This window comes from Agrobacterium sp. BT-220-3 (assembly GCF_025910175.1).
Classification (GTDB): domain Bacteria; phylum Pseudomonadota; class Alphaproteobacteria; order Rhizobiales; family Rhizobiaceae; genus Agrobacterium; species Agrobacterium oryzihabitans.
Window position 1 is genome coordinate 101,243 of the sequence record NZ_JAPAIX010000011.1, and the last position, 22,714, is coordinate 123,956.

Consider the following 22,714-nt stretch of genomic DNA (forward strand, 5'->3'; position numbering starts at 1 on the left):
CTCCCCTCCCGTTTTGCCCGGATCAGACCTTGATCAGGCTTTGCGCTTATGCGTGCCGATCAGGGCATCGAGCATGCCGACTTCCTCATTCGTCAGGTCCTTCAGCGGCGCACGCACCGGGCCGGCATCAAAGCCCTGCAGGCGAACACCGGCCTTGATGGCGGAGACGGCGTAACCCTTGGCGCGGTTGCGGATCGCCATGAACGGATAGAAGAACTCCGTCAGGATGCGCTCGCAGGTGGCGCGCTCGCCGGCACGCAGCGCCGCGTAGAATTCGTTGGCAAGACCCGGCACGAAGTTGAAGACGGCCGAGGAATAGGTGGTGAAGCCGGCGCCGAGATAGGCTTCGGCAAACAGTTCCGCCGTCGGCATGCCGCCGAGATACATCAGGCGGTCGCCCATCTTGGCGGTGATCTGGCGAACGAGACCGATATCGCCGGTGCCATCCTTGAAGCCGACAAGGTTCGGGCATTCATCGCAAAGACGCGCCAGCGTATCCGCCTGGAGCACCGAATTGTCGCGGTTATAAACCATGACACCGATGCCGACCGACTGGCAGACCTTTTTGATATGCGCGTAGAGGCCTTCCTGCGGCGCATCGATGAGGTAATGCGGCAGAAGCAGGATGCCGTCAGCACCGACCTTTTCGACGGAACGGGCGATATCGACCGCAACCTCGGTGCCGTAGCCGCAGCCGGAAACGATTGCCGTTTCACCGGCCACTTCCTTGGCAGCCGAAACGATGGTGGGGATTTCATCCGGCTTCAGCGAGAAGAACTCGCCCGTGCCGCCGGCGGCAAACAGCACCGGCGCCTTGTAACCGGCGAGCCATTCCACATGCGCCCTGTAGCTATCGGCCGCAAAACGGCCCTCGGAATCAAAATGGGTTACCGGGAAGGAGAGCAGGCCGGAGCCAAGCGCCGCCTTGATTTGTTCAGGGTTCATAATCGGTATTCCTCTGCAAGTTCACTGACTGAAAGCCACCTAAACCGCTTGCCGTATATTTGTCAATAACTCATCATACAAGTTATATGATGAATTTTAGAAACTGGCGCAAATCAGCGCGCCAGCCAGCCGCCATCCACATTCAAAATGGCGCCATGCACATAATCCGCCGCCGGCGATGCGAGGAAAACCGCCGCCCCGGCAATATCTTCGGAATGCCCCCAGCGGCCAGCCGGGATACGCTCGAGAATGGCCTTGTTGCGGGCCACATCCGCCCGCAACGCCTCGGTATTGTTGGTTTCGATGTAACCAGGCGCGATGGCATTCACATTGATGCCCTTTGCGGCCCACTCATTTGCCAGAAGCTTGGTGAGACCGGCCACGCCATGTTTCGCCGCCGTGTAGGAGGGCACGCGGATGCCACCCTGAAACGACAGGAGCGAGGCGATATTGACCACCTTGCCGGAACGGCCTTTCGCCAGCAGCTCTTTCGCGAAAGCCTGCGTGGTGAAAAACAGCGCCTTGAGATTGACGTCCATCACCTCGTCCCAGTCGAGTTCGGAAAACTCGACGGAATCGGCACGGCGGATAATGCCGGCATTGTTGACGAGAATATCCAGACCGGCATTGGCAAAGCTGTCCTTCGCCGCCAAGGGATCGGCAAAGTCGATCGTGAGCGCGCTGGCCTTGCCGCCATTCTTCGCAATTAGTTCCAGCGTTTCGTCGGGCGCACGGCGGGCGGCGCAGACCACTTCCGCGCCGGCGGCGGCAAGGCCGATGGCGATTGCCTGGCCGAGCCCCGTATTGGCGCCCGTCACTAATGCCTTACGCCCTTGAAGCGAAAAGGGATTTTTCATTTCAGATCCCCCGGCTGGATGAAGTCCATGTCGGTATAATCGACATTGTCTCCCGCCATCGCCCAGATGAAGGTGTAGGAGCCGATGCCGGCGCCGGAATGGATCGACCAGGGCGGCGAAACCGCACCCTCTTCATTCGAGATGAACAGATGCCGGGTTTCCTGCGGCTCACCCATCAGGTGTAGAACACGGGATTTCTCATCCATGCCGAAATAGAGATAGGCCTCCATGCGGCGATCATGAATATGGGAAGGAATGGTGTTCCAGACGGAGCCGTCCTCCAGCGTCGTATAACCCAGCACCAGCTGGCAGCTTTCCATGACAAGCGGATGGATGAACTGGTTGATGGTGCGCTTGTTGGAAGTCTCCGTCGCGCCGAGCTTGACCTCCTTGCTGTCGGCAAGGCTGACGAGCTTTGCCGGCAGGCTGCGATGGGCCGGGCACGACGTGATGTAGAATCGCCCTGCCCCGTCGAAAGTAACGGCACCGCTGCCCGCGCCGAGATAAAGCACGTCGCCACGATTGAGCGTGTAGCTCTGCCCGCCGGCGCTGACGGTGCCGGTCTCGCCGATATTGACGATGCCCATCTCGCGCCGGTCAAGGAAAGACGGCGTCTTCGTTTCTTCTACCTTATCCAGCGTCAGCGGTGCGCCGTTCGGCACCGCGCCGCCCATGACGAAACGGTCGTAATGGGTGTAGATCAGTCTGATTTCACCGGAACGGAACATGTCGCTGGCGAGGAAATGCTTGCGAAGCCCTTCAGTATCGAGCGTTTTAGCAAATTCCGGGTTGACGGCCTGCCTTGTTTCGACGGTCAGCATCAAACTCATCCTTCATGATTGTTGCGCATAGGACATAATATATGTTATCCGCTTTTGTACGATCTGTATGATAAGGTCAAGAGGTGCTGAGATATCTCGGCCACGCCGGAGAGGCTGGATGCGGGTTTTCCGCAGCTTCGTTGATCCGCAGCCCATTCGTTTAGGAGAATTGCAATGAAACGGCTTCTTGTTACCGGTGCGGCAGGCCAGCTCGGCCGCGTCATGCGCAAGCGCCTCGCACCGATGGCCGAGATATTGCGCCTTGCCGATCTTGCACCGCTCGATCCGGCCGGGCCGAACGAAGAATGCCTGCAATGCGATCTGGCCGACGCCGGGGCCGTCGATGCGATGGTGGCCGATTGTGACGGCATCGTCCATCTCGGCGGCATATCGGTGGAGCGGCCTTTCGAGCAGATCCTTCAGGGCAATATCATCGGGCTTTATAATCTCTACGAAGCCGCCCGTGCCCACGGCCAGCCGCGCATCGTCTTCGCCAGCTCCAACCACACGATCGGTTATTATTCCCAGACCGAGCGGCTCGGACCGGACATCCCCTTCCGGCCGGACGGTCTTTACGGCGTTTCCAAATGTTTCGGTGAAAGCCTCGCCCGCATGTATTTCGAAAAATTCGGTCAGGAGACGGCGCTGGTCCGTATCGGCTCCTGCACGGCAGAACCGCAAAACCACCGCATGTTGTCGACCTGGTTTTCGCAGGATGACTTCGTATCGCTGATAGAGGCGGTTTTCCGCGCGCCCGTGCTCGGTTGCCCGGTCATCTGGGGCGCATCGGCCAATGATGCGGGCTGGTGGGACAATTCGCACCTCGGCTGGCTTGGCTGGAAACCGAAGGACAATGCCGAGACCTTCCGGCAGCACATTGCCGAGACAATGCCGCAACCGGACCCGAACGATGCGGTGGCACGGTTTCAGGGCGGCGTTTTCATCGACAACCCGATCTTCAAGGCGAACTGAAATGCCCTATGAGACCGGCAGGCGCGACAACCGGTCTTTCCTGTGCGAGGAGCGGGATTGCAAGCCGGGCCGCGAATAACGTATCGAGGAATACCGGGCGCAAACCTGCACCCTTTTTTAGAACGGCGATGACAATGACAAAAGCGACAACCTCCGAACCCGCAGCTCCGCAAGCCAAGACGCTTGTGGTGAAGGTTTCGGAGGAGCTCCGCAGCCAGATAGCCAAGGGCCGTTACAAGACGGGCGAGCGCCTGCCTTCCGAAGCGCAGATGACGCAGGAATTCGGCGTGAGCCGCACCGTGGTGCGTGAGGCCATCGCGTCACTCAGATCCGATGGTCTGGTCGAACCGCGTCAGGGTGCGGGCGTCTTTGTACTGGAGCCAGCGCCAGTCGAGCGACGGCCTTTCCACAATGTCGATCTCGCCCGTGTCTCGTCGCTGATCGAAATGCTGGAACTGCGCACCGCCGTCGAGGGGGATGCTGCCGGTCTTGCCGCCCTTCGCCGCTCGCCGGCGCAGGAGGAAAAGATCATCGAAGCCTTCGATGCCTTCCGCGCCAGCGCCGCCAAGGGCATTCCGACGGCAGAAGCTGATTTCGCCTTTCACCTGGCGGTTGCCGAGGCGACCAACAATCCGCGCTTCAGTGAGTTTCTACAGGTGCTGGGCCCGACCCTCATTCCGCGCCGCGCCGTTGCTGAAAACGGCACGGAAACCGTGCTTTCGCCCGCCGATCTCAACCGGCTTGTCGGCGAGCATGAAGCAATCCTGATTGCGATACAGGACGGTGACGAAGAGGCGGCCAGAAGCGCCATGCGTCACCACCTGAAAAGCAGCCAGACGCGGTATCGCGCCATGCTGCGCGCACCACGCTGAAACTTCCCGCATATCCATATTGCAAGACCGAGGAGAACGACATGCAGCAGCTTCCGACATTCCCGACAGTTTCACCCGACGATGGCGTTGAACGCACCGTGCTGTCCGAAGCGCCTGAACTGATGGTTGTTTCGTTCCGCTTCAAAACCGGTGCGGAAGGCAAGCTGCACAGCCACCCGCATGTGCAATCCACCTATGTCGCCAGCGGCAGCTTCCGCTTTTACCGCGATGGCGAGGCCTACGACCTTCAGAAAGGCGACAGTCTCGTCGTCCCCGGCCACATCGAGCACGGCTGCCTGTGTCTGGAAGAGGGCGAGCTGATCGACTGCTTCACCCCGCGCCGCGACGATTTTCTCTGAGGGACGGCAATCAGTCTAGAGACAAATCCCGCAGGGTGCGTGGCAGGCTGTTCATGCACTCTGTCCCTGCCGAGGTGACGAGGAACTGGTCCTCGATCATCAGCGCCCCCAGCCCTTCGCCATAGAAAGGCGCTTCAAGCGCCACGACCATGCCGGGCAGAATGATTTCCGGATTGTCATGGGAAAAGAACGGCCATTCCTCAATACCCACGCCACCCCCGACGGAATGGCCGAAATGGCCGCGATAATATTCGCTGAAACCTTGCCTGCGCATCGAGGCCAGCATGGCGGCGTGCACGGCACCGAATGTATTGCCGGGGCGGAGAGCTTCGAGCCCACGGGCAAAGGCTGCCTCCAGCGCCTTGAAAATATCGGCCGCGAGCGGAGAGACCGGCCCCCAGGAAAACGTCCGCGCGCCGTCCGACGAATAACCGTCGACCAGCGTGCCGACATCGGCCTTGATCAGCGCGCCCGGCGTAACGACCGCCGCCATATCCGACAAAGCCGGGCCGATGGATATGTAATCCCAATGGCCGCTCAACGAAAAACCCGAGTTGTGGGCATGCGCCTGTGCGCCTGTTTTCCAGGCGGCTGAAAGCTGGCCAAGCGCCGCTCCAGGCCGGATGGCGGCCGCCATCTCGATCAGTCCGGCCTCGGCGGCGGCCGCCGCCCGTCTGAGGAGCCCTGTCTCGCGTTCGGATTTTACGGCACGCAGACGTTTCAGCACCGTCGAACCGTCCACCCAGGTGACATCGGGAAGGGCCTGACGCAGGGCGAGAAAATCAGCGGCGGGCATGAATTCCAGGTCCGCCCAAAGGCGCGCCGCAGACAGCCCGCGCTCCCGCAGAAGATCGGCCAGCAGACCGAAACAGGCGGCCCGATCGAATGTCTCCGGTCTTGGCCCACCGGAATTGTGGCGGCGATAGGCATCGTCCACCTGCGAGATGTTTTCGACGTTCGACAGATCGACCATATCGATCCAGATCCGATGGCAGCGCAAATCGACATCGGGCGCGGCCCTTGCGACAAGAGGTGCGGCATGATCGCTGACGACAGCGCCCAATCTCGTCCCGGCATCGGCGGGCACCAGCGCGATTGCCGAACCCGCCCTGCCCCACATCGTCGCGACACCCGCATGCGCCCCGACCGCATAACGAAAGGCTTCCGGCTGGAAAAGCACCAGCGCCTCGATATCCGCCTCCCGCATCAGCTGCTGCGCACGGCTTCGGTCGATATCGCTCATGGGAACCCCGTAGATCGTTTGCCTGCGGTGCGAGACCGCACCGTTTATGAACCTACGCTTTAGCAGTCGCCGGGAGAGGAATGAAGGTGGAAGATGACACCCACAACCGGAAGCTCACAATTCGGCGCGAGCGGGTGCCTCTTGTTTCTTCTCCCCGCCGGGGAGAAGTCCGCGGCAGCGGGATGAGGGGGGGCGACGGCAGAGATATGCGGAGAGCTTGCCCCCTCATCTACCTCTTCGGGGCATCTTCTCCCCGGCGGGGAGAAGAAACGGGCGGCGACGCCTCATTGATTGACGTTCGGGGCAAATCCACTGCAGAGCTGCTCACAAATCTCCCCACAGCCGCGACGTCATCCTCGGGCCTGACCCGAGGATCCATTTTTCGGCGGGTTGTGGATCCTCGGGTCAAGCCCGAGGATGACAAATGTTTTGCAGTTTTCGCCCGACTACCCCCGGGATAATCCGCTACCGGTCACGCCTCCAGCCACTTCACCTGCTCATCCGTCAGGCTGATATCCAGCGCCGAAAGGCTGTCCTCAAGCTCCGCTATCGTCCTCGGCCCGATCAACGGGATGACAGGGAAAGGTTGTGCGATGACGTAAGCAAGCGCGATGTGGATCGGGTGGCGGCCGAGTTTACGGGCAAGCTCGATCGCGCGGTCACGGCGATCGAAATTGCGGTCGGAATACCAGACGCGGACGATTTCCTCGTCATCACGCTTGTCCCGCCCGGCGCGGTCGGTGAAGAAGCCGCGCCCCTGGCTCGACCAGGCGAAGTTCGGGATCTGACGGGACTGGAGCCATGCCTTCCAGTCCTCATCCGACGCCGCCACGCATCCCGCCCAGATGGGATCAAGCATTTCGGCAAGCGAGAAATTGTTGGAAAGAGCGCCGGGGGCCTGTTTGCCATTCTTCTGCGCATAGGTTGCCGCCTCGTCCATGCGTTCGCGCGTCCAGTTCGATCCACCGAAAATTCCGCGAATACTGCCGCGCTGCACTTCGGCATCCATCGCATCCACGAATTCGCCAACCGGCACATCCGGATTGTCACGATGCATGAAATAGACATCGACATAATCCGTTTTCAGACGCTCGAGCGACTGATCGAGCTGTTTGGCGATCATATCCGGATAGCAGAGCGGCGAATGGGCTCCCTTGCCGATCAGCACGATCTCCTCACGCGGCACCTTGCGGCTGGTGTGCCAGTCACCGAAAATCGCCTCTGTTTTGCCCGCACCGTAGACATAAGCGGTATCGAACAGATTGCCGCCCGCCTCATAAAAGGCATCGAGCGTCAGGGATGCGGAGGCGAAGTTGGGGAAGAACTCGAAACCGAGCGCAACCACCGAAGCGGGCTTGGCAACACCCGGTATCTGCCGCTTCGGAACCGCATGACCGGCCACGACCTTTCCACCGGCAATATTCGCGACACGAGAGGTCGCCTTTTCGACGCTGTATTCAAGGCCGACAGAGGCGCGCCATTGGTCCATGACCCGCAGATTGCCGAGACTGTCGGCCCAGCCCATGCCAGGCGCAGCGAACTCCTGCTTGCCCTGCCTGATCGCCTCGCCTGCCGCATCGACCTCGAATGAATAGAGCCAGCGGTCCTCCGGCAACTCGATGGTCTCGGTCTTGTCGCCCCTGAAGATATCGATCCGGCCGGTGCCGCCCTTGTGGCCGGCGGCAAACCAGAAATCCTTAACCTCGATACGGCCTTCCGAACCGATGATGCGCAGCACATTGTCCTGCCCCGCCATGATCGAGCAGGAGACTTCGGCGACGATGCCGTTTGAAAATTTAAGAACGGCCGAGGCCCATTCATCAACGCCCGACTGGCCGAGATGGGCCGCACCCACAACCTTTTCCGGTTCGGCGAAGGGCTTGCCATCCACGGCACCGGCAATCAGCCGCACCATGGATACGGGATAACCACCGACATCGAGAATGCCGCCACCCGCCATCTCATTGGCGAAAAGCCGATGATCGGCCCGGAAAGAGCCCATGTTGAAACCGAAGCTGGAGCGGATGATACGGATATCGCCAATGGCTCGGCTCCTGATCAATTCCACCAGTTTCGCCGTCTGCGGATGCAGGCGGTACATATAGGCCTCGCCGGCAAAGACACCGGCCTTTTTCGCCTCATGGAAAATGGCGTCGGCATCATAGGCGGAAAGCGCGATCGGTTTCTCAACCAGCACGTTCTTACCCGCCCGGATCGCCTTGATCGCCCATTCCGCGTGGCCGGTATGGGGTGTGGCGATATAAACTGCGTCGATATCGGGGTCGGAAAGCAGCGCATCGTAACCATGAATGATGCGCGCGCCGACAAAGGCGTCAGTAAGGCCGGGCTTTTCCGGATTGCGGGTGGCGATGGCCTCTAACCTGCCGGTACGGGAATGGGCAATGCCGTCTGCAAAAGTCCTGGCGATGGTGCCCGGGCCGATGATGCCCCAGCGGATCGGTTGGTCGGTCGTCATGAAATCCTCGTCTGTCATGGGTGCTTGGGAAAAGGTTCAGCGCAGGCGGGTGCCCTTGCTGTCGAAAAGAAAGGCCTTGCGGGCCGAGAGACCGACCGTCAGCCGGTCACGATTGGCGACATCGCGCGATTCCGGGCGCTCGATCACAAGCTGCTCGCCGCCTGCCGTCCGGGCATAGACGTAGCTGGTATTGCCGAGATGCTCGGCGACATCGACATGCACGGTGAGATCGGCATCGCCCTTTCCGGCATCGGCAAAATGTTCGGGCCGGATACCGAGCGAGACCTTGCTTCCCTCGCTCAAGCGATCCCGTACAGGCAGGGTCAGCCGTACGGCGGGATCGCTGTCGAGCGACAGCGTTGCGCTCTCCGCGCCCATACCGATGACGGTCGCCTCCAGAAAATTCATCTTCGGCGAACCGACGAAACCGGCAACGAAACGGTTGGCGGGGTCGTCATAAAGATCGAGCGGCGCGCCGACCTGTTCGATATTGCCCGCGCGCAGAACCACGATCTTGTCGGCCAGCGTCATTGCCTCGGTCTGGTCATGGGTGACGTAGATCATCGTGGTGCCGAGCTGCTTGTGCAGCCGCGAGATTTCCACCCGCATCTGCACCCGAAGTTCCGCATCGAGGTTCGACAGGGGTTCATCGAACAGGAAGACCTGCGGCTCACGCACGATGGCGCGGCCGATGGCGACGCGCTGCCGCTGCCCGCCGGAAAGCTGTTTCGGCCGGCGTTCCATCAACTCGTTGATCTGCAGAATTTCGGCGGCGCGGCTGACGCGCTTTTGCGTATCGGCTTTGGGATTGCCGTTCATCCTCAGACCAAAGGAGAGGTTTTCGGCAACCGTCATATGCGGATAGAGCGCGTAAGACTGGAACACCATGGCGATGCCGCGATCGGCCGGATCGGCGTCGTTGACCGTCCTGCCGCCGATGCTGACATCGCCGTCCGATATATCCTCCAGCCCGGCGATCATGCGCAGAAGCGTGGATTTGCCGCAGCCGGACGGGCCGACGAAGACCACGAACTCACCGTCGGCAATTTCGAGATCGGCACCGTGGATGACTTCGAGCGCGCCGAAGCGCTTGACGACGTTTTTGAGCGAAAGTTCCGCCATGCGGCCTCCCTTACTTGACTGCCCCGGCGGAAATGCCGGCGATGAAGTGACGCTGCAGAGCCACAAAAACCACGAGGATGGGCGCGGTGAGCAGAACCGCGCCGGCCATGATGCCGCCCCATGACACTTTGGTGAGCCCGATGAGGGTGCCAAGCGCCACGGGTGCGGTCATCATTCCTGGGCGGGAATTGATGAGAAGCGGCCAGAGATAATTGTTCCACGAGGCGAGGAAGAGGATGATCGACAGCGCCGCCATGGTGGGTCGCGCCAATGGCAAGGCGATACGCAGGAATATCTGCCATTCCTTGACACCCTCGACCCTTGCCGCATCGAAAAGCTCCGTCGGCATCATCGAGAAAGACTGCCGCATGAACAGCACGCCGAGCGAATTGAACAGCGGCGGCACAATCAGCGCCACCCATGTGTTTGCGAGCTTGAATTCCCGCGCCACCATGATGAATTGCGGAATGACGACGACCGCGAAAGGCAGTGTGATGGTACCGAGAATGATGGCAATCACCACCGAGCGTCCCGCAAAGCGGTACCGCGCCAGCGCCCAGCCCGCCATCGAGGTCAGGAACACCGAAAGAACCGTGTAGATGACGGCGACGGTGATTGAGATGAACATGGCCCTGAGGAAGTCGGTATCCGCCTGCAGGTTGTTGAAATTCTCAATGAAATTGGTGGAGGGGACGAGCACGATATCCGGGCTGAAAATGCCGTAATCCGGCATGGTCGAAAACACGAACATCATCCACAGCGGAAACAGCCAGATGACGGCGAGCGGCGTCAGCGCCGCATGCAGGGCAATCTTCTGCCAGAAAAGCGATCTGGATTTCGATCTCATTTCGGCTCCCTCCCGACCCAGAGATTGAGAAGTGAAATGGCGATGGCGAGCGCCGCCATGGTGTAGGCGATGGCCGAGGCGTAACCGAAATTGAGTGAGGTGAAGCCCTGCCGATACAGGAACAGCCCCAGCGTCTCCGTGCCGCCGCCCGGCCCGCCCCTGTTGGTGATGAGGAAGGGTTCGGCGAAAAGCTGCATGGTGCCGATGACCGACAGGACCACGCAGAAGAGGATGATGGGCTTCAACAGCGGCAGGGTGATGTGGAAGAACTGCTGCCGCTTGCTCACCTTGTCCAGCGTCGCCGCCTCATAGACATCGCCCGGAATGGATTGCAGCCCGGCCAGAATGATGATGGCGTTATACCCCGCCCAGCGCCAGGTGACGGCGATGATGACCAGCGCCATCGCCGCATTGGCATTGTCGAACCACGAGATTGGCGAAAGGCCAACGGAGGTGATGAGCTTGTTGATGATGCCGAAATCGGCACTGAACATCAGCCGGAAAACGGCCGCATAAGCGACCTCTCCAACGACGACGGGTGCAAAGAAGGCAAAACGATAAAGCGGGCGCACCTTCAACAGCGGCGAGTTCAGCAGCACCGCCATGACGGTCGCAAGCGCGATCATGACAGGCACCTGAATGATGAGAATGATCAGCGTATTATAAAGCGCGTTGTAAAACGCCGGATCGGAGACGAGCCGCCCCCAGTTCATGGAGGGCGCGAACTGCCAGGGATTGATGCGGGTATTCTGGAACGACAGCATGAACGAGCTGATGATCGGCCAGACCCAGAAGGTGGCGAAAATCAGGAGATAGGGCGCAAGGAACGCATAAGCGATCCTGTTCCTTGACGGCATGACGACCTCCAGATGCCGGACGATGGCCGGATAAATGGAAAAGCTTCAGAAAGAGCGCGCCCCTATGTGGGGAAGGCCTTTGCAAAACGGTGCGGTCTAATTCTTCTCCCCCGAGGGGGAGAAGGTGGCCCGAAGGGTCGGATGAGGGGGCTGGCTCTCTGGATATCTCTACCCTCGCCCCCTCATCCCGCTGCCGCGGACTTCTCTCCCTCGGGGAGAAGAAAAGTGCAGCACCCTCTCGGTCCATAAAACAGCCACCGGCTTACTGCGCGACCGGTAGCCCTGTCGCCGTTTCGATCTGCTTGGCCGCATCGTCGAGCGCTGCTTTCGCATCCGGATACCCGCCCGCGAAATATTTGGTCTGCGCCGCCTTGTAGATCGCATCCGCATCCGACTGGAACGCCGTGCCACGGCTCGGCACGATTTTCGGCAGGGTTGCCAGAATATCGGTCCAGACCGCCTGCCCGCCCCAATAGGGCTGCTTTTCCTTGACGAAAGGATCATCGATGGCGGAGAGCAACGAGGGAACGAGGCCGAAGGATTTCAGCATCGTCACCTGCCCCTCATTGGTGGTGAGCGCATAGTCGATATATTTCCAGGCGGCTTCCTTGTGCTCGGACGTCGAGCTGATCGCCAGCGAAGAACCGCCGAGATTGGCGGCATGCGGGCCATCGGGCGTGAGGCTCGGCATCAGATAGACGCCCCACTTGCCCGAAAGATCGGGGGAGCCGGAGCGAACGGTGCCTTCATACCAGGCGCCATACATCTGGCTTGCAGCCTTGCCGGCCGTATTGGCCTGGATCTTCTCGTCCCAGATCGCGGCCGTGATGATGCCCGCATCCTTCATTTGCTTGACCTTTTCAAGGGTCGCGACACAGGCAGGCTTGTTGATGGTGATGCTCTGGCCGTCGGTCGAAAAGTAACCGCATCCCTGCTCGTTGGCGATCATGCGGAACCATTCGCTGTCACCGTTGAAATCGGCCTGCGCCATCACCGTGCCGGGATTGGCCGCCATGACCTTCTTGCCCGCATCGGTGAAATCGTCCCAGCTCTTGATGGTGGCGGGATCAACACCCGCCTTTTCGTAGAAGTCACGGCGATAAAACACCGCCACAGGACCGGAATCCCACGGAACGGCATAGGCGACACCTTCCACCTCCAGTTCCGTGCGCTTGAAATCGGGAAAAAGCGCCTGCTTCTCAGGCGAGTAGCCAAGCTCGGTCAGATTGGCGAAACAATCGGGAAAACGGCTCCAGAACAGCTCCGCCTCAAAGTTCTCAATGGTTACGATGTCAGGCAGACCATCGCCACCGGCGGCGCAGGCCGCCAGCGTCTTGTCAAAAACCTGATTGTTTCCAAGGTCTTCAACGACGATCTTTATATCCGGATTCTGCTTGTTGAAGCCTTCGACCGTGGATTTCAGCGCGGAAGCCGCGACATTCCAGCTCCAGATGGTGACGGTCTCGGATTGCGCGAATGCCGGGGCTGCGAGAAGCACCAGAGCAGTAGACGCGCCAAGAAATTTAAAGCACATTGAAAACCTCCCTTTTTCAATTGCCGTTCTTCAGCGAACATGGGCACATTACCGGCGGCAGGAAATCTGTCTCGTAAAAAGGGAACATCGATTTGGCGGAAAGTAAGATTGCCGAAAGAGCCTTCTACCAGCCGGGCGCCAGCAGCATCGAGGGCATGCCGACGACGCTGCAGCTTTTTCACAATCACCCGCCCATCATGCTCCGGCCGCACTGGCATGCCCAGGTGGAGGTGAACTATGTGATGTCGGGATCGGTGCATTACCGCATGGGCGATCACGATCTTTCGCTTGATGCCGGCCAGATGTGCATTTTCTGGGGCGGGCAGCCGCACCAGATGGACCGCTCCTCTGACGATTCCTTTTATGCGGGCGCCCATCTGCCACTCGTGCATTTCTTCCGCATGCGCCTGCCCGCCGCTGTCTCCAGCCTGCTGATGAGCGGTGCGACGATGGTGAGCGCTGAGACGGACCGGGCCGACGCCGAAAATTTCGGCCGCTGGTTCCGTTACGTCACGTCGGGGGACCCGGCCAGGGCGCAGCACGCGGTGGAGGAATTGCTGCTGCGGGTGGAGCGCATGTTCCTTGAGCCCTATTCCGTCATATCCTCCGCCGCCAATGGCAGGCGCAAGCAGGATGACGAGGGCATGGCTCCCTCCATCGGCGTAGTGCGCATGTGCGATTTCATTGCGGCCAATTTTTTAGATGACATCGACGCGACGGAAATTGCGCGGGCCGCTTCGCTTCATCCGAAATATGCGATGAACCTGTTTCGCAAATCCACCGGCATGACGCTGATCAAATATCTGACCCTGCTCCGGCTCTCCCGCGCGCAAGCGATGCTGATGAACGGCAAGGACAATATTCTGCAAATCGCCATGGAAAGCGGCTTCGGCTCCGTCAGCGCCTTCAACAAGGCGTTTCGCCAGATCGCCGGCATGTCGCCTTCCGATTTCCGCCGCGACATGCGCGCGACGGCGGCTTAGGGTACCCTCCTCATTCCTGTGCTCGTCACGGGAATCCAGCCGACGCGCGTCTGCGCGGCGGGAAGAGTCCTTTCAGCCCAAAGACTTGGGCTGGCTGGATCCCTGTGACAAGCACAGGGATGAGGAGCGTTAAGCCTAGTCTCCTATATCTTCCAAGTCGGAAAAAGCTCCCCCGCGCTGCCGCGCCGCCTGCCGATAGGCCCTTGGTGAACTGCCCAGCATTCGCCGGAACATGGTGGTGAAAGCCGGTATGTTTTCATAACCGGCATCCAGCGCCACATTCGTCACCGCTTCGCCGGCCGCCAGTCTCGGCAGGGAGGCGAAGATACAGGCCTGCTGGCGCCAAGTGACGAAACTCAACCCCAGTTCCTTGCGGAACAGCCGCGTAAACGAGCGGCGACTGATGCCCATGGCCGCCGCCCAGTCATCGATCTCCACCCTTGCCACCGGCTTCTTGAGGAAATCCCGGCAGAGTGCTGCCAGCCGTTGATTATCGGGAAAAGGCAGTCCGAGCGGCCGTTCCGGCAGGCGGTTCACCTCATCCAGCAGCAGCGCCCGCACAAGGCCCTGCCGGTGGAAAGCGGCCGGCTGGTGCTCCTCGCCCAGCAATTCCGAGATCAGGCTGGAGGCGAGATCGGTTATCTCCACGACCCTTGGGGTCTCGGCGTGAAACAGATCCGGATGGACATAGATCGAGTGCATCTCCACCGTGGAGATGGTCTCGGCCTCATGTTGCAGCCCGGCAGGAATGAGAAGCCCGTGGCCGGGCGGTATCATCCAGCGCCCGTCTGCGGTGCTGACCAGCACGACACCCTGACGGGCACACCAGATCTGCACGCGACTGTGGCTGTGGGGCGGGGTCCGGTGTCCCGTGGGATAAACGCGGCAAAGCGCCAGCACCGGTTCATTGGTGCCGTCGATCAATTTCAGGCTTCGCTCATGTTCGTCCTGCGCCAGGCTTGAAGGCTGCCGCGATTTGATTTTTACCATTTGGCCCACTCACAAAGAAAATCGTCCAGAACACAAATGCAGGCCAGAAACAATATGAATAAAAGCGGAAAGAAATAAAGACACGTTTCCCGCCCTTCCATCGGGAATTCGGAGAGGATACATCATGGCCACCGTCACCAGCGCCGGGTTCAGCCCGCAACGCACGGCGTTTTCAATCATAGCAGCTGCCAGCTTCTGCCACATGCTCAACGACATCATGCAATCCCTGCTGACGTCGCTCTATCCGCTGCTGAAGGCCAATTATGCGCTCGACTTCATGCAGATCGGGCTGCTGACCTTTGCCTTCCAGGTGACGGCGTCGCTGCTGCAGCCGGTTGTCGGCATGGTGACCGATCGCTGGCCCATGCCGTTCTCCCTGCCCGTCGCCATGCTGTCCACCTGCGCCGGCCTCATCACGCTCGCTTTCGCCCACAGCTTCGAGGTTCTGGTGATCGGCGCCTGCCTCATCGGCATCGGCTCGGCGATCTTCCATCCGGAAGCCTCGCGCGTCGCGCGCCTGGCGTCTGGCGGACGCCACGGCCTTGCGCAGTCGTTCTTCCAGGTTGGCGGCAATACCGGCACGGCCATCGGCCCACTGCTCGCCGCCTTCATCGTCATCCCGCTTGGCCAGTCCAGCCTCAGCTGGTTCTCGCTGATCGCACTTCTGGGTTTCGCCGTTTTGTCCTGGGTCGGCGTCTGGTACACCCGCCACCGGCGCGCGAATGTCGGCAAGGCTCCGGTCAGCCGTGCACTGCCGCTGGCACGCGGCACCGTGATGATGACGCTTGCCGTGCTGGTTGTTCTGACCGCCACCAAGAACGCCTATCTCGCGAGCCTTTCCAGCTACTTCACCTTCTACACCATCGAGAAATTCGGGCTCGGCGTACAGGATGCGCAGGTTCTGCTGTTCCTCTTCCTCGGCGCCTCGGCGCTCGGCGTGTTCTTCGGCGGCCCGATCGGTGACCGTTTCGGCTCGCGCGTCGTCATCTGGTTCTCGATCCTCGGCGTCATTCCCTTCGCGCTGATGCTGCCCTATGCGAACCTGTTCTGGACCGCCATTCTCGTCGTCGTCATCGGCTTCGTGTTCTCCTCGGCCTTCTCCGCCATCGTGGTGTTCGCGCAGGAACTGGTGCCGGGACGCGTCGGCCTCATCGCCGGCATGTTCTTCGGTTTCGCCTTCGGCTTCGGCGGCATCGGGGCTGCGGTTCTGGGCGTCTATGCGGATAAGGAAGGCATCGAGTTCGTCTATCGCATCTGCTCCTACATGCCGCTGCTCGGCCTGTTGACCGTGCTTTTGCCAAAGTTGCCAAGCCACCGGTAAAAGCCCTTCGCTCTCAAGCATTTCGTCACGGCAGTCACCTGTGTTAATCAACAGGTGACTGCCGTAATTCGTTGAGCGAAGACCAGCCCCATGCAGATACCGATAAAATCGATCCTTGTCTTTCACGCTGCGGCAAGGGCTGGCAGCATTTCGCGGGCGGCGGAAGAGCTGAGCGTGACGCCGTCGGCCGTTTCCCAGCAGATCCAGTTGCTGGAGGGCCAGCTTGGCACGACACTGATGGCGCGAACGGGGCGCAAGGTGACGCTGACCGAGGCGGGCGAGCGTTATTTCTCGATGATCACCGCCCAGATCGAGCAGATCGCCGATGCCACCGATAGTATTCGCGGCTTTCGCTCGGTGACGACGCTGACAATCCGGGCGACGCCGACCATTTCCAACAAATGGCTTCTGCCACGTCTCGGCTCTTTTCTGGAGGAGCATCCCGAACTGGAAGTGCGCCTCGACGGCACCAACGAACCCACGGATTTTTCGCAGGAGCTTGTCGATATAGAGTTGCGCCACGGTGATGGCCGCTGGCCGGGCCTGTTCGTGGAGGGGCTGGTGGAGGAGGAGTTCCTGCCGGTCTGTTCGCCCAATTATCCGAGAGCAGGTGCGTATGCACCCGAAGAGTTGCAAAATCAGCGACTGATTCATTCCGTCAAGGCACAGGCGCAATGGAACCATTGGTTCCCTCTGGCTGGCGTGACAGCAGAAAAGCGCTGGCGGCGGGTTCTTTTCGATCGTAGCCATATGGCGATCGATGCCGCCGTACTCGGTATCGGAGTGGCGCTGGAAAGCACATTGATGATGGAGCAGGAGCTGCGAAGCGGTGCTTTGATCGCCGCCGTACCCGATGCGCCCCGCATCAGGCTCGTCACGCAATGGATCGTCTGCCCCCATGCCCATCTCAGGCAAAAAAAGGTCCGGATTTTCCTCGACTGGTTGCGAAAAGAGCGGGACGACTGGAAAAGTCGCCCCGCTCAGGGTCACTAGATTGGTTTGATCGCCTCAATAGAGGCCCATGAGCCGGATAGGAGCAAGCGTCAGATCCGGGAAGAGCACCAGAGCGAAGATCGCGGCGACCAGAATGGACATGGGCGCGAGCGAACCCTTGATCACATCCTCGATCGACATTTTCGCCACCTGCGCGACCGCGAACAGGCACACGCCAACCGGGGGTGTGACAAGCCCGAGCGTCAGGGTAATGACCATGACGATCAGGAAATGTATCGGATCGACCCCGAGCGATACGGCCGGCGGCATAAGCACCGGGATGAGAATGAACATCGCTGCAATCGCATCCATGAACATGCCGACGACAATGAGGAAGAAGAATATCAGAACCATTGCCATCGTAGGCCCGGTGCTGATGTGGCCAAGGAAGACTGCGACCTGCGCCGGCAAGCCATCGAAGGTGAAGACCCAGGCAGCCAGTTTCGCCGTTGCCGCTATAAAGAGGATCGAGCCAGATGTCCGTGCTGTTTCCATGAAAATGCCAAGCAGCGCCGAAAACGGGATCGTCCGGTAAAGTATCACCGACAGAAACAGCGTGTAGACAACGGCAATGCCAGCCGCTTCTGTTGGCGTGAAATATCCATCTACAATGCCGATCAGCAGGATGACGGGCGTCAGCATCGGCAGAATGGCCGCAAGGCCCGTGGTCACGACACGACGAACATTAAAAGGCGTCGGCGGGTTGAAGCCGTTGCGCACCGCGTAGATGTGATTGAAGATCATGAATACGAAGGCGAGGAACAATCCCGGCACCAGCCCCGCCACGAGCAGGGTTCCGATGGAGGCATTGGCAACGGAACCGGCGATGACGATGAGGATCGACGGCGGGATGATGGAAGAAAGCGTGGATGTGCAAAGCGTCAGTCCAACGGCGTATCCCTTCGGGAAACCATGACGCTCCATGGCCTTGATCTCGATTGCCCCGATGGAGGCGATGTCTGCGACGGACGAACCGGAAACACCGCCGAAAATCACCGACGAGGCGACGTTTACGTGGCCGAGACCGCCTGGAAGCCAGCCGACAATCGCCTCGGCAAAGTCGAACAGCCGTTCGGCGACCTTGCCCCGTTCCATCAGGACGCCGACAAGAATGAAAAGCGGCACCGCAACCAGAAGGAAGGAGTTCATGCCCGAAAACATGGTTTGGGCCAGAAGGTCCATCGGCATCGACGTATAGAGCGCGATGGAAGCCAGGCTTGCCAGACCGAGCGCAACGGCAAGCGGAACGCCGAAGGCGCTCATGAGAAGGAAAAGTCCAAGCAGCGTCAGGCTCATGGCCGTTTCTCCATATTTCCAACGACCAGATCGGCATCGGCGAGAGGTTGCAGGCCTTCCGGCAGTTCAATGCGGTCGCGATGCTGGCGCAGGGATTCCACGATGGCGGCAATGCCGAGAGCCGCGCTGAGCGGAATGATGATGCCGATCATCCACATCGGCGTGGCAAGCGTCGCGGCGGCTTCATTCATCACATATTGCTGGCGCACCAGCGTCCAGCCCGTCCAGATCATCAGGCCGAAAAAGACGACCGACGACACGACGTAGATGGGCAGCGCGAGACGCCGCACACAGGCCGGCATCAGCGCGATGAACACCGTTACCCGCGCCATGTCGGCGGTGCGGAAGCTGCCCGCCACGCCCAGGAACACCATCCATATGAAAAGATACCGTGTCGCTTCCTCCGTCCAGGAGACCGGAGTGCCCCACATTCGGGTCGACACCTGCAAAAGCACGACGGCCAGAACCCCGATAGCGGCCAAACCGGCCAGCACGTCGGTCGCCAATCTGATGACCCTGCCGAAAAATGATGACGTTTCGTCCATAAACCTGTCCTCCCAACCGGACCGGCTGCGCGCCGGCCCGGAAGACCTGATGGCCTTACTTCTTGCCGACGGCGGCAATGGTCTTGTCAAAGAAAGCCTGATCCTTCACCAGCCCGGCAAAGACGGGATAGAGGCCCTTTGAGACTTCCACGAACGCCTTCTGCTGCTCCGGCGTCAGGCGATTGATCTCCATTCCGTGTTTCTGCAGTTCGGCGATCGTCGCTTCGGCGCTCGAGGCGTCGTTTTGCACCTTCCACACTTCCGCTTCCTTCGCCGCCTCCTCGACGGCCGCCTTGTGTGCATCGCTCAGGGCGTTGAACTTGGCGGGGCTGATGCCCAGAACCCAGCCGTCACCCATATGGTTGGTGATCGAGACGTATTTCTGCACCTCGTAGAATTTCGCCGACAATGGGACGTTGATGGGGTTTTCCTGCCCGTCGACGACCTTCAGCTGCAGGGCGTTATAAACCTCGGCAAAGGCGAGCGGCGTCGGTGCGGCGCCCATCTTCTTGAAGAATTCCACCCAGAGCGGATTGTTGGGAACGCGGAACTTCAAACCCTTGAGATCATCCGGCGAGGTTATCGGGCGCTTGGAATTGGTCATCTGGCGGAAAGGGCGCGGCCACAGATCCACCGCCTTGATGCCGATCTTTTCCAGTCCAGCGATCAGCTCCTTGCCCTGCTCACCTTCCAGATAGGTGCGAAGCTGTTCTTCATCGTCAAAAAGATAGGGAATGGAAATCGCCGAAAAACGCGGGTCGAAATTCGCATAAAGCGATGTGGCAAGCAGCAGCATGTCGAGCGAACCGCCTGCCAATTGCTTCACGGCGCCCGATGGATCACCGCCGTAAAGCGAGCCGTTCGGGAAGACCTTGACGGTGACTTCGCCATTTGTCTTGGCGGACACCAGCTCGGCGAACTTGTTGGCCGCGAGCGTAATTTCGGAATTGTCCGGATCCGGCGTCGAAAGTGTGAGCGTTTCCGCCTGAGCGATCGATGCAACCAGCATGGTGGCGGCGAGAGCCAGCCCGTAAAGTTTTGAAATTTTCATGTGTTCCTCCCTTTGTTGTCTCTAAACAGTTTCGAGCGTTCCTCCGAACGCATTCATGCGCTTAATTTCAAGGATCACACCGCTGTGATCAAGCTCGCCCGCACCATGCTCGACCATGGAACGGAACAGCCGGTCAACCTCCTCGCCGACCGGTAGTTTCAGGCCGCGGCTTTTGGCAAAGGCCAGCGCCGTGGATGTATCCTTCAGCTGATATTTTGCCGGCCCGCCGGGGCGGAAATCGCCCTCCACCATGCGTTTCCCGTGCTGGCGGAAAACGGTGGAATCGGCGAAGCCGCCAAGTAAAGCCTGCCTTACCTGCGCCGGGTCGGCGCCGCCCTCTTCGACAAGCGTAAGGGCCTCCGCGACAGCGCAGATCGTGGAAGCCACGATCAGCTGGTTGGCGAGCTTGGCCAGCGAGCCGCAGCCCACCGGACCGACATGGGTGACGCGGCCAAGGCAATCGAATAGCGGCCTCAACGCCTCCACATCCGCCTGTTCTCCTCCGGCCATGATCGCGAGCGTTCCTTCGATCGCTCCCTTTTCACCGCCGGAAACCGGGGCATCGACATATCTGATAGCGCAAGCCCTGGCCGCCGCCGCCTGTTCCACCGCGTCATCGACGGGAATGGAACTCATCACCAGAAGAACCGCACCGGGCTTCATGGCTGAAACGACACCCGAGGTGCCGAGGAGCACCTCGTTACAGACCGGGCCGGAACTCAGCATGCAGAGCACGACATCCGCCTTCGCCACGGCGTCGGCGGCTGTCGCCGCCGGCTTCACGCCATTTTCCGCCAGAATAGCGGCTTTTTCAGCACTACGGTTCCAGGCCTTGACCGAGAAACCGGCTTCAGCCAGACGCGTTGCCATGGGTGCGCCCATGATGCCGGTGCCGATGACGGCGATCTCGCGGATGTCCTGCATTTTCTGCATCCTTCAAAGCCATTGCCGGTTCAGGAAACGCACCGGCAATTCTTCTTCGATGAGGGCGGGAAACGCCTCGCGAAACCGGTCGAGATGCGGTGTTTTCAGATGATCGTCGAAAGCCTCACGGCTGTCATAGACCTCATAGAACACCACGTTGTTTCCAGCTTCCGGCCGCACAACGTCGAATTGCCGGCAACCCGGTTCGTCCTGAACCGAATGGGTGGCATCATCGCGCGCCGCGTCCAGAAAGGCATCCATCGCGTCAGGTTTGACGCGGAATTCCGCGATCACCACGAAAGCTCCATTCGACATGTCCCGTTCTCCGCCCATCACGCCGCAGCGTCTTTTTGCGGGCGGAACTGGTTTTCCATATTTTGGCGAAGCTTCACCACATCCAGATCACTCACCAGTTCCACATCGTCGAAACTGACGATCTGATCCTTTTTGATGGCGCGCTTCAGCTTGACGTTATGGGCAAGGCCGATCGGCAGCGCCTTGATGTCGAGGCTGCGGGTGGCCGGGATCGCATTGGCCCACACCGCGTAACCGCCCTCACCATCCAGCATCTCGCCGGGCTGCATATCCTTCTTCGCCGTGGCGACGGCATCGCCGCGAAATTCCTTTGAGCAACCGGTCGCTTCGTTGCGCAGCACGGCCGAAAGCACGCTGATCGATGTTTCAAGACCGATGATGTGGAACGGACGCCACATGGAAGCGTACCAGCCTGAAGGATCGGTCAGCAGGCCATATTGCTTAAAGCAGGCGCGGGCATATTCATTATGCGCCTTGAAGGTGACGAAAACGCCGTAGCGGATGTTGTTGAACACCTCGCGGCCATCCGGCTCCTGGCTTGCGGCAATGTCCACGAGACCGGAGCGCGACATGCGGCCGCCATCGGCAGCGGGGCGGAAGACGCGGGCGAGATCATGCAGGCCTGCGGGCGGGAAGGCCAGACCGTCATCCGGGCAATCCAGTCCCGTGCCATTGGCGACGGCCGCCATCTCGATGGCCGCCTTGGTGCCGTCGGTGAAGGAATTGTACATTTTGGGATTGAAGTCGCCCTTGGCCACCTCTTCGTCGGTCCAGCCGAAATAGCTCCAGACCGTGTCGGGCGTCGAATAACGATAGCGTGGCTCGAAATTCATGCCCTTGCCGGCGGAAACGACCTCGAAGCCGGTGGCGCGCGCCCAATCAACCAGTTCGCAGATCAGCGCCGGCTGGTCGCCGTAAGCCATGGAATAGATCAGGCCCTTGGCACGTGCCTTTTCGGCAAGGATCGGCCCGACCATGACGTCGGCTTCGACATTGACCATGACGACATGTTTGTTGTGGTCGATGGCGCCAAGCGCATGGCGAGCGCCGGCAAGCGGATGGCCGGTCGCCTCGATCACGCATTCGATCTCGCCGCAGGCGAAAAGCTCGTTCACATCGTCCGTCACATAGGTCTTGCCGCTCTTCAGCGCATCGGCGCAGCTCGTCGCGTCATAACGCTCCTTGGCCCAGCCGACCCGGCCCAGCGATTCCCTTGCCTTGCCAACGTTGAGATCGGCGACGGCGACCATGTGGAAACCGGCAATGCGCTGCGCCTGCGCCAGCACCATGGAGCCGAACTTGCCAGCGCCGATGAGACCGACCCGCACGGGCTTACCACCGGCTGCACGCTGCGACAGAAGAGAATAGAGGTTCATGTTTTGACATCCTTC

Annotated in this window: 22 protein-coding genes; 6 read left to right on the forward strand and 16 right to left on the reverse strand. The window is 60.2% G+C overall.

Annotated elements, in window-relative coordinates; translation table 11 throughout:
• Positions 1–33: 33 nt before the first annotated feature.
• The 3 genes from kdgD to kduI form a co-directional block, all read right to left on the reverse strand.
• Complete coding sequence (kdgD, locus tag OK142_RS21385; RefSeq protein ID WP_498685037.1) at positions 34–945, reverse strand: 5-dehydro-4-deoxyglucarate dehydratase; 912 nt, start codon at positions 943–945, stop codon at positions 34–36.
• A 113-nt stretch (positions 946–1,058) separates the two neighbouring features.
• Positions 1,059–1,802 carry a 2-dehydro-3-deoxy-D-gluconate 5-dehydrogenase KduD gene (kduD, locus tag OK142_RS21390; RefSeq protein ID WP_035225647.1) on the reverse strand — a complete coding sequence of 248 codons (744 nt, stop codon included), beginning with the start codon at positions 1,800–1,802 and terminating at the stop codon, positions 1,059–1,061.
• The gene (gene kduI / locus OK142_RS21395; RefSeq protein WP_003499907.1) at positions 1,799–2,623 is read right to left on the reverse strand and encodes a 5-dehydro-4-deoxy-D-glucuronate isomerase; all 825 of its coding nucleotides are present in this window, start codon (positions 2,621–2,623) and stop codon (positions 1,799–1,801) included. Before kduI ends, kduD begins: the two co-directional genes overlap by 4 nt.
• Positions 2,624–2,797: 174 nt before the next feature.
• Between kduI and OK142_RS21400 the strand changes: the two genes are divergently transcribed.
• The 3 genes from OK142_RS21400 to OK142_RS21410 all read left to right on the forward strand — a co-directional run bounded on the left by OK142_RS21400 (position 2,798) and on the right by OK142_RS21410 (position 4,826).
• Complete coding sequence (locus OK142_RS21400; RefSeq protein ID WP_498685039.1) at positions 2,798–3,595, forward strand: NAD-dependent epimerase/dehydratase family protein; 798 nt, start codon at positions 2,798–2,800, stop codon at positions 3,593–3,595.
• A gap of 134 nt (positions 3,596–3,729) precedes the next feature.
• Positions 3,730–4,467, forward strand: a complete 738-nt coding sequence (locus tag OK142_RS21405; RefSeq protein WP_137038802.1) for a FadR/GntR family transcriptional regulator — start codon at positions 3,730–3,732, stop codon at positions 4,465–4,467.
• 41 nt (positions 4,468–4,508) lie between these two features.
• On the forward strand, positions 4,509–4,826 hold the full coding sequence (locus OK142_RS21410; RefSeq protein WP_003499912.1) for a cupin domain-containing protein: 318 nt from the start codon (positions 4,509–4,511) through the stop codon (positions 4,824–4,826).
• A 10-nt stretch (positions 4,827–4,836) separates the two neighbouring features.
• Here OK142_RS21410 and OK142_RS21415 read toward each other — a convergent pair whose 3' ends face one another.
• From OK142_RS21415 to OK142_RS21440, 6 genes are all read right to left on the reverse strand, one after another.
• Entirely contained in the window at positions 4,837–6,069 is a 1,233-nt protein-coding gene (locus tag OK142_RS21415; RefSeq protein ID WP_498685041.1) for a M24 family metallopeptidase, read from the reverse strand.
• A 472-nt stretch (positions 6,070–6,541) separates the two neighbouring features.
• Positions 6,542–8,545, reverse strand: coding sequence for an aldo/keto reductase (locus OK142_RS21420; RefSeq protein ID WP_498685043.1), 2,004 nt, complete (start codon positions 8,543–8,545; stop codon positions 6,542–6,544).
• Positions 8,546–8,581: 36 nt separating this feature from the next.
• Entirely contained in the window at positions 8,582–9,667 is a 1,086-nt protein-coding gene (locus OK142_RS21425) for an ABC transporter ATP-binding protein (protein WP_498685044.1), read from the reverse strand.
• A 10-nt stretch (positions 9,668–9,677) separates the two neighbouring features.
• Entirely contained in the window at positions 9,678–10,514 is an 837-nt protein-coding gene (locus OK142_RS21430) for a carbohydrate ABC transporter permease (RefSeq protein ID WP_082185888.1), read from the reverse strand.
• Positions 10,511–11,371 carry a carbohydrate ABC transporter permease gene (locus OK142_RS21435; protein ID WP_498685046.1) on the reverse strand — a complete coding sequence of 287 codons (861 nt, stop codon included), beginning with the start codon at positions 11,369–11,371 and terminating at the stop codon, positions 10,511–10,513. Before OK142_RS21435 ends, OK142_RS21430 begins: the two co-directional genes overlap by 4 nt.
• Positions 11,372–11,633: 262 nt before the next feature.
• Positions 11,634–12,905, reverse strand: coding sequence for an ABC transporter substrate-binding protein (locus tag OK142_RS21440; protein ID WP_498685047.1), 1,272 nt, complete (start codon positions 12,903–12,905; stop codon positions 11,634–11,636).
• Between the two features lie 86 nt (positions 12,906–12,991).
• Here OK142_RS21440 and OK142_RS21445 point away from each other — a divergent pair, with 86 nt between their 5' ends.
• Positions 12,992–13,888, forward strand: coding sequence for a helix-turn-helix domain-containing protein (locus tag OK142_RS21445; RefSeq protein ID WP_216333414.1), 897 nt, complete (start codon positions 12,992–12,994; stop codon positions 13,886–13,888).
• A gap of 135 nt (positions 13,889–14,023) precedes the next feature.
• Here OK142_RS21445 and OK142_RS21450 read toward each other — a convergent pair whose 3' ends face one another.
• A complete protein-coding gene (locus tag OK142_RS21450) occupies positions 14,024–14,878 on the reverse strand; it encodes an AraC family transcriptional regulator (protein WP_498685049.1) in 855 nt (284 codons plus the stop codon).
• A 124-nt stretch (positions 14,879–15,002) separates the two neighbouring features.
• Between OK142_RS21450 and OK142_RS21455 the strand changes: the two genes are divergently transcribed.
• Together OK142_RS21455 and OK142_RS21460 are read left to right on the forward strand one after the other, a co-directional pair.
• Positions 15,003–16,199, forward strand: a complete 1,197-nt coding sequence (locus OK142_RS21455) for an MFS transporter (protein ID WP_003499944.1) — start codon at positions 15,003–15,005, stop codon at positions 16,197–16,199.
• A gap of 90 nt (positions 16,200–16,289) precedes the next feature.
• A complete protein-coding gene (locus OK142_RS21460; RefSeq protein WP_003499946.1) occupies positions 16,290–17,192 on the forward strand; it encodes a LysR substrate-binding domain-containing protein in 903 nt (300 codons plus the stop codon).
• A 15-nt stretch (positions 17,193–17,207) separates the two neighbouring features.
• On the opposite strand, the gene OK142_RS21465 is transcribed toward OK142_RS21460, so the two are convergent.
• From OK142_RS21465 to OK142_RS21490, 6 genes are read right to left on the reverse strand one after another with little or no spacing between them, the layout of a single operon-like run.
• Positions 17,208–18,488 (reverse strand): TRAP transporter large permease, encoded by a 1,281-nt coding sequence (locus tag OK142_RS21465; protein WP_498685052.1) that lies wholly within the window; start codon positions 18,486–18,488, stop codon positions 17,208–17,210.
• Positions 18,485–19,033 (reverse strand): TRAP transporter small permease, encoded by a 549-nt coding sequence (locus OK142_RS21470; RefSeq protein ID WP_052820014.1) that lies wholly within the window; start codon positions 19,031–19,033, stop codon positions 18,485–18,487. The genes OK142_RS21465 and OK142_RS21470 overlap by 4 nt, the downstream gene beginning before the upstream one ends.
• Positions 19,034–19,088: 55 nt before the next feature.
• A complete protein-coding gene (locus OK142_RS21475) occupies positions 19,089–20,084 on the reverse strand; it encodes a DctP family TRAP transporter solute-binding subunit (protein ID WP_046800386.1) in 996 nt (331 codons plus the stop codon).
• 21 nt (positions 20,085–20,105) lie between these two features.
• Positions 20,106–21,008, reverse strand: a complete 903-nt coding sequence (locus OK142_RS21480) for an NAD(P)-dependent oxidoreductase (RefSeq protein WP_498685054.1) — start codon at positions 21,006–21,008, stop codon at positions 20,106–20,108.
• A gap of 12 nt (positions 21,009–21,020) precedes the next feature.
• Positions 21,021–21,323 (reverse strand): putative quinol monooxygenase, encoded by a 303-nt coding sequence (locus OK142_RS21485; protein ID WP_003499956.1) that lies wholly within the window; start codon positions 21,321–21,323, stop codon positions 21,021–21,023.
• Between the two features lie 17 nt (positions 21,324–21,340).
• A complete protein-coding gene (locus tag OK142_RS21490) occupies positions 21,341–22,699 on the reverse strand; it encodes an NAD(P)H-dependent oxidoreductase (RefSeq protein ID WP_498685057.1) in 1,359 nt (452 codons plus the stop codon).
• Positions 22,700–22,714 lie beyond the last annotated feature (15 nt).

Excerpts from the sequence above, each read along its gene's own strand:
- OK142_RS21490 (WP_498685057.1), bottom strand. The coding sequence starts at position 22,699 with ATGAACCTCTATTCTCTTCTGTCGCAGCGTGCAGCCGGTGGTAAGCCC.
- kduI (WP_003499907.1), bottom strand. The coding sequence starts at position 2,623 with ATGCTGACCGTCGAAACAAGGCAGGCCGTCAACCCGGAATTTGCTAAA.
- OK142_RS21400 (WP_498685039.1), top strand. The coding sequence starts at position 2,798 with ATGAAACGGCTTCTTGTTACCGGTGCGGCAGGCCAGCTCGGCCGCGTC.
- OK142_RS21410 (WP_003499912.1), top strand. The coding sequence starts at position 4,509 with ATGCAGCAGCTTCCGACATTCCCGACAGTTTCACCCGACGATGGCGTT.
- OK142_RS21475 (WP_046800386.1), bottom strand. The coding sequence starts at position 20,084 with ATGAAAATTTCAAAACTTTACGGGCTGGCTCTCGCCGCCACCATGCTG.
- OK142_RS21420 (WP_498685043.1), bottom strand. The coding sequence starts at position 8,545 with ATGACGACCGACCAACCGATCCGCTGGGGCATCATCGGCCCGGGCACC.
- OK142_RS21425 (WP_498685044.1), bottom strand. The coding sequence starts at position 9,667 with ATGGCGGAACTTTCGCTCAAAAACGTCGTCAAGCGCTTCGGCGCGCTC.
- kdgD (WP_498685037.1), bottom strand. The coding sequence starts at position 945 with ATGAACCCTGAACAAATCAAGGCGGCGCTTGGCTCCGGCCTGCTCTCC.
- OK142_RS21485 (WP_003499956.1), bottom strand. The coding sequence starts at position 21,323 with ATGTCGAATGGAGCTTTCGTGGTGATCGCGGAATTCCGCGTCAAACCT.
- OK142_RS21440 (WP_498685047.1), bottom strand. The coding sequence starts at position 12,905 with ATGTGCTTTAAATTTCTTGGCGCGTCTACTGCTCTGGTGCTTCTCGCA.
- kduD (WP_035225647.1), bottom strand. The coding sequence starts at position 1,802 with ATGAAAAATCCCTTTTCGCTTCAAGGGCGTAAGGCATTAGTGACGGGC.
- OK142_RS21405 (WP_137038802.1), top strand. The coding sequence starts at position 3,730 with ATGACAAAAGCGACAACCTCCGAACCCGCAGCTCCGCAAGCCAAGACG.
- OK142_RS21415 (WP_498685041.1), bottom strand. The coding sequence starts at position 6,069 with ATGAGCGATATCGACCGAAGCCGTGCGCAGCAGCTGATGCGGGAGGCG.
- OK142_RS21470 (WP_052820014.1), bottom strand. The coding sequence starts at position 19,033 with ATGGACGAAACGTCATCATTTTTCGGCAGGGTCATCAGATTGGCGACC.
- OK142_RS21465 (WP_498685052.1), bottom strand. The coding sequence starts at position 18,488 with ATGAGCCTGACGCTGCTTGGACTTTTCCTTCTCATGAGCGCCTTCGGC.
- OK142_RS21480 (WP_498685054.1), bottom strand. The coding sequence starts at position 21,008 with ATGCAGGACATCCGCGAGATCGCCGTCATCGGCACCGGCATCATGGGC.
- OK142_RS21430 (WP_082185888.1), bottom strand. The coding sequence starts at position 10,514 with ATGAGATCGAAATCCAGATCGCTTTTCTGGCAGAAGATTGCCCTGCAT.
- OK142_RS21460 (WP_003499946.1), top strand. The coding sequence starts at position 16,290 with ATGCAGATACCGATAAAATCGATCCTTGTCTTTCACGCTGCGGCAAGG.
- OK142_RS21455 (WP_003499944.1), top strand. The coding sequence starts at position 15,003 with ATGGCCACCGTCACCAGCGCCGGGTTCAGCCCGCAACGCACGGCGTTT.
- OK142_RS21435 (WP_498685046.1), bottom strand. The coding sequence starts at position 11,371 with ATGCCGTCAAGGAACAGGATCGCTTATGCGTTCCTTGCGCCCTATCTC.
- OK142_RS21450 (WP_498685049.1), bottom strand. The coding sequence starts at position 14,878 with ATGGTAAAAATCAAATCGCGGCAGCCTTCAAGCCTGGCGCAGGACGAA.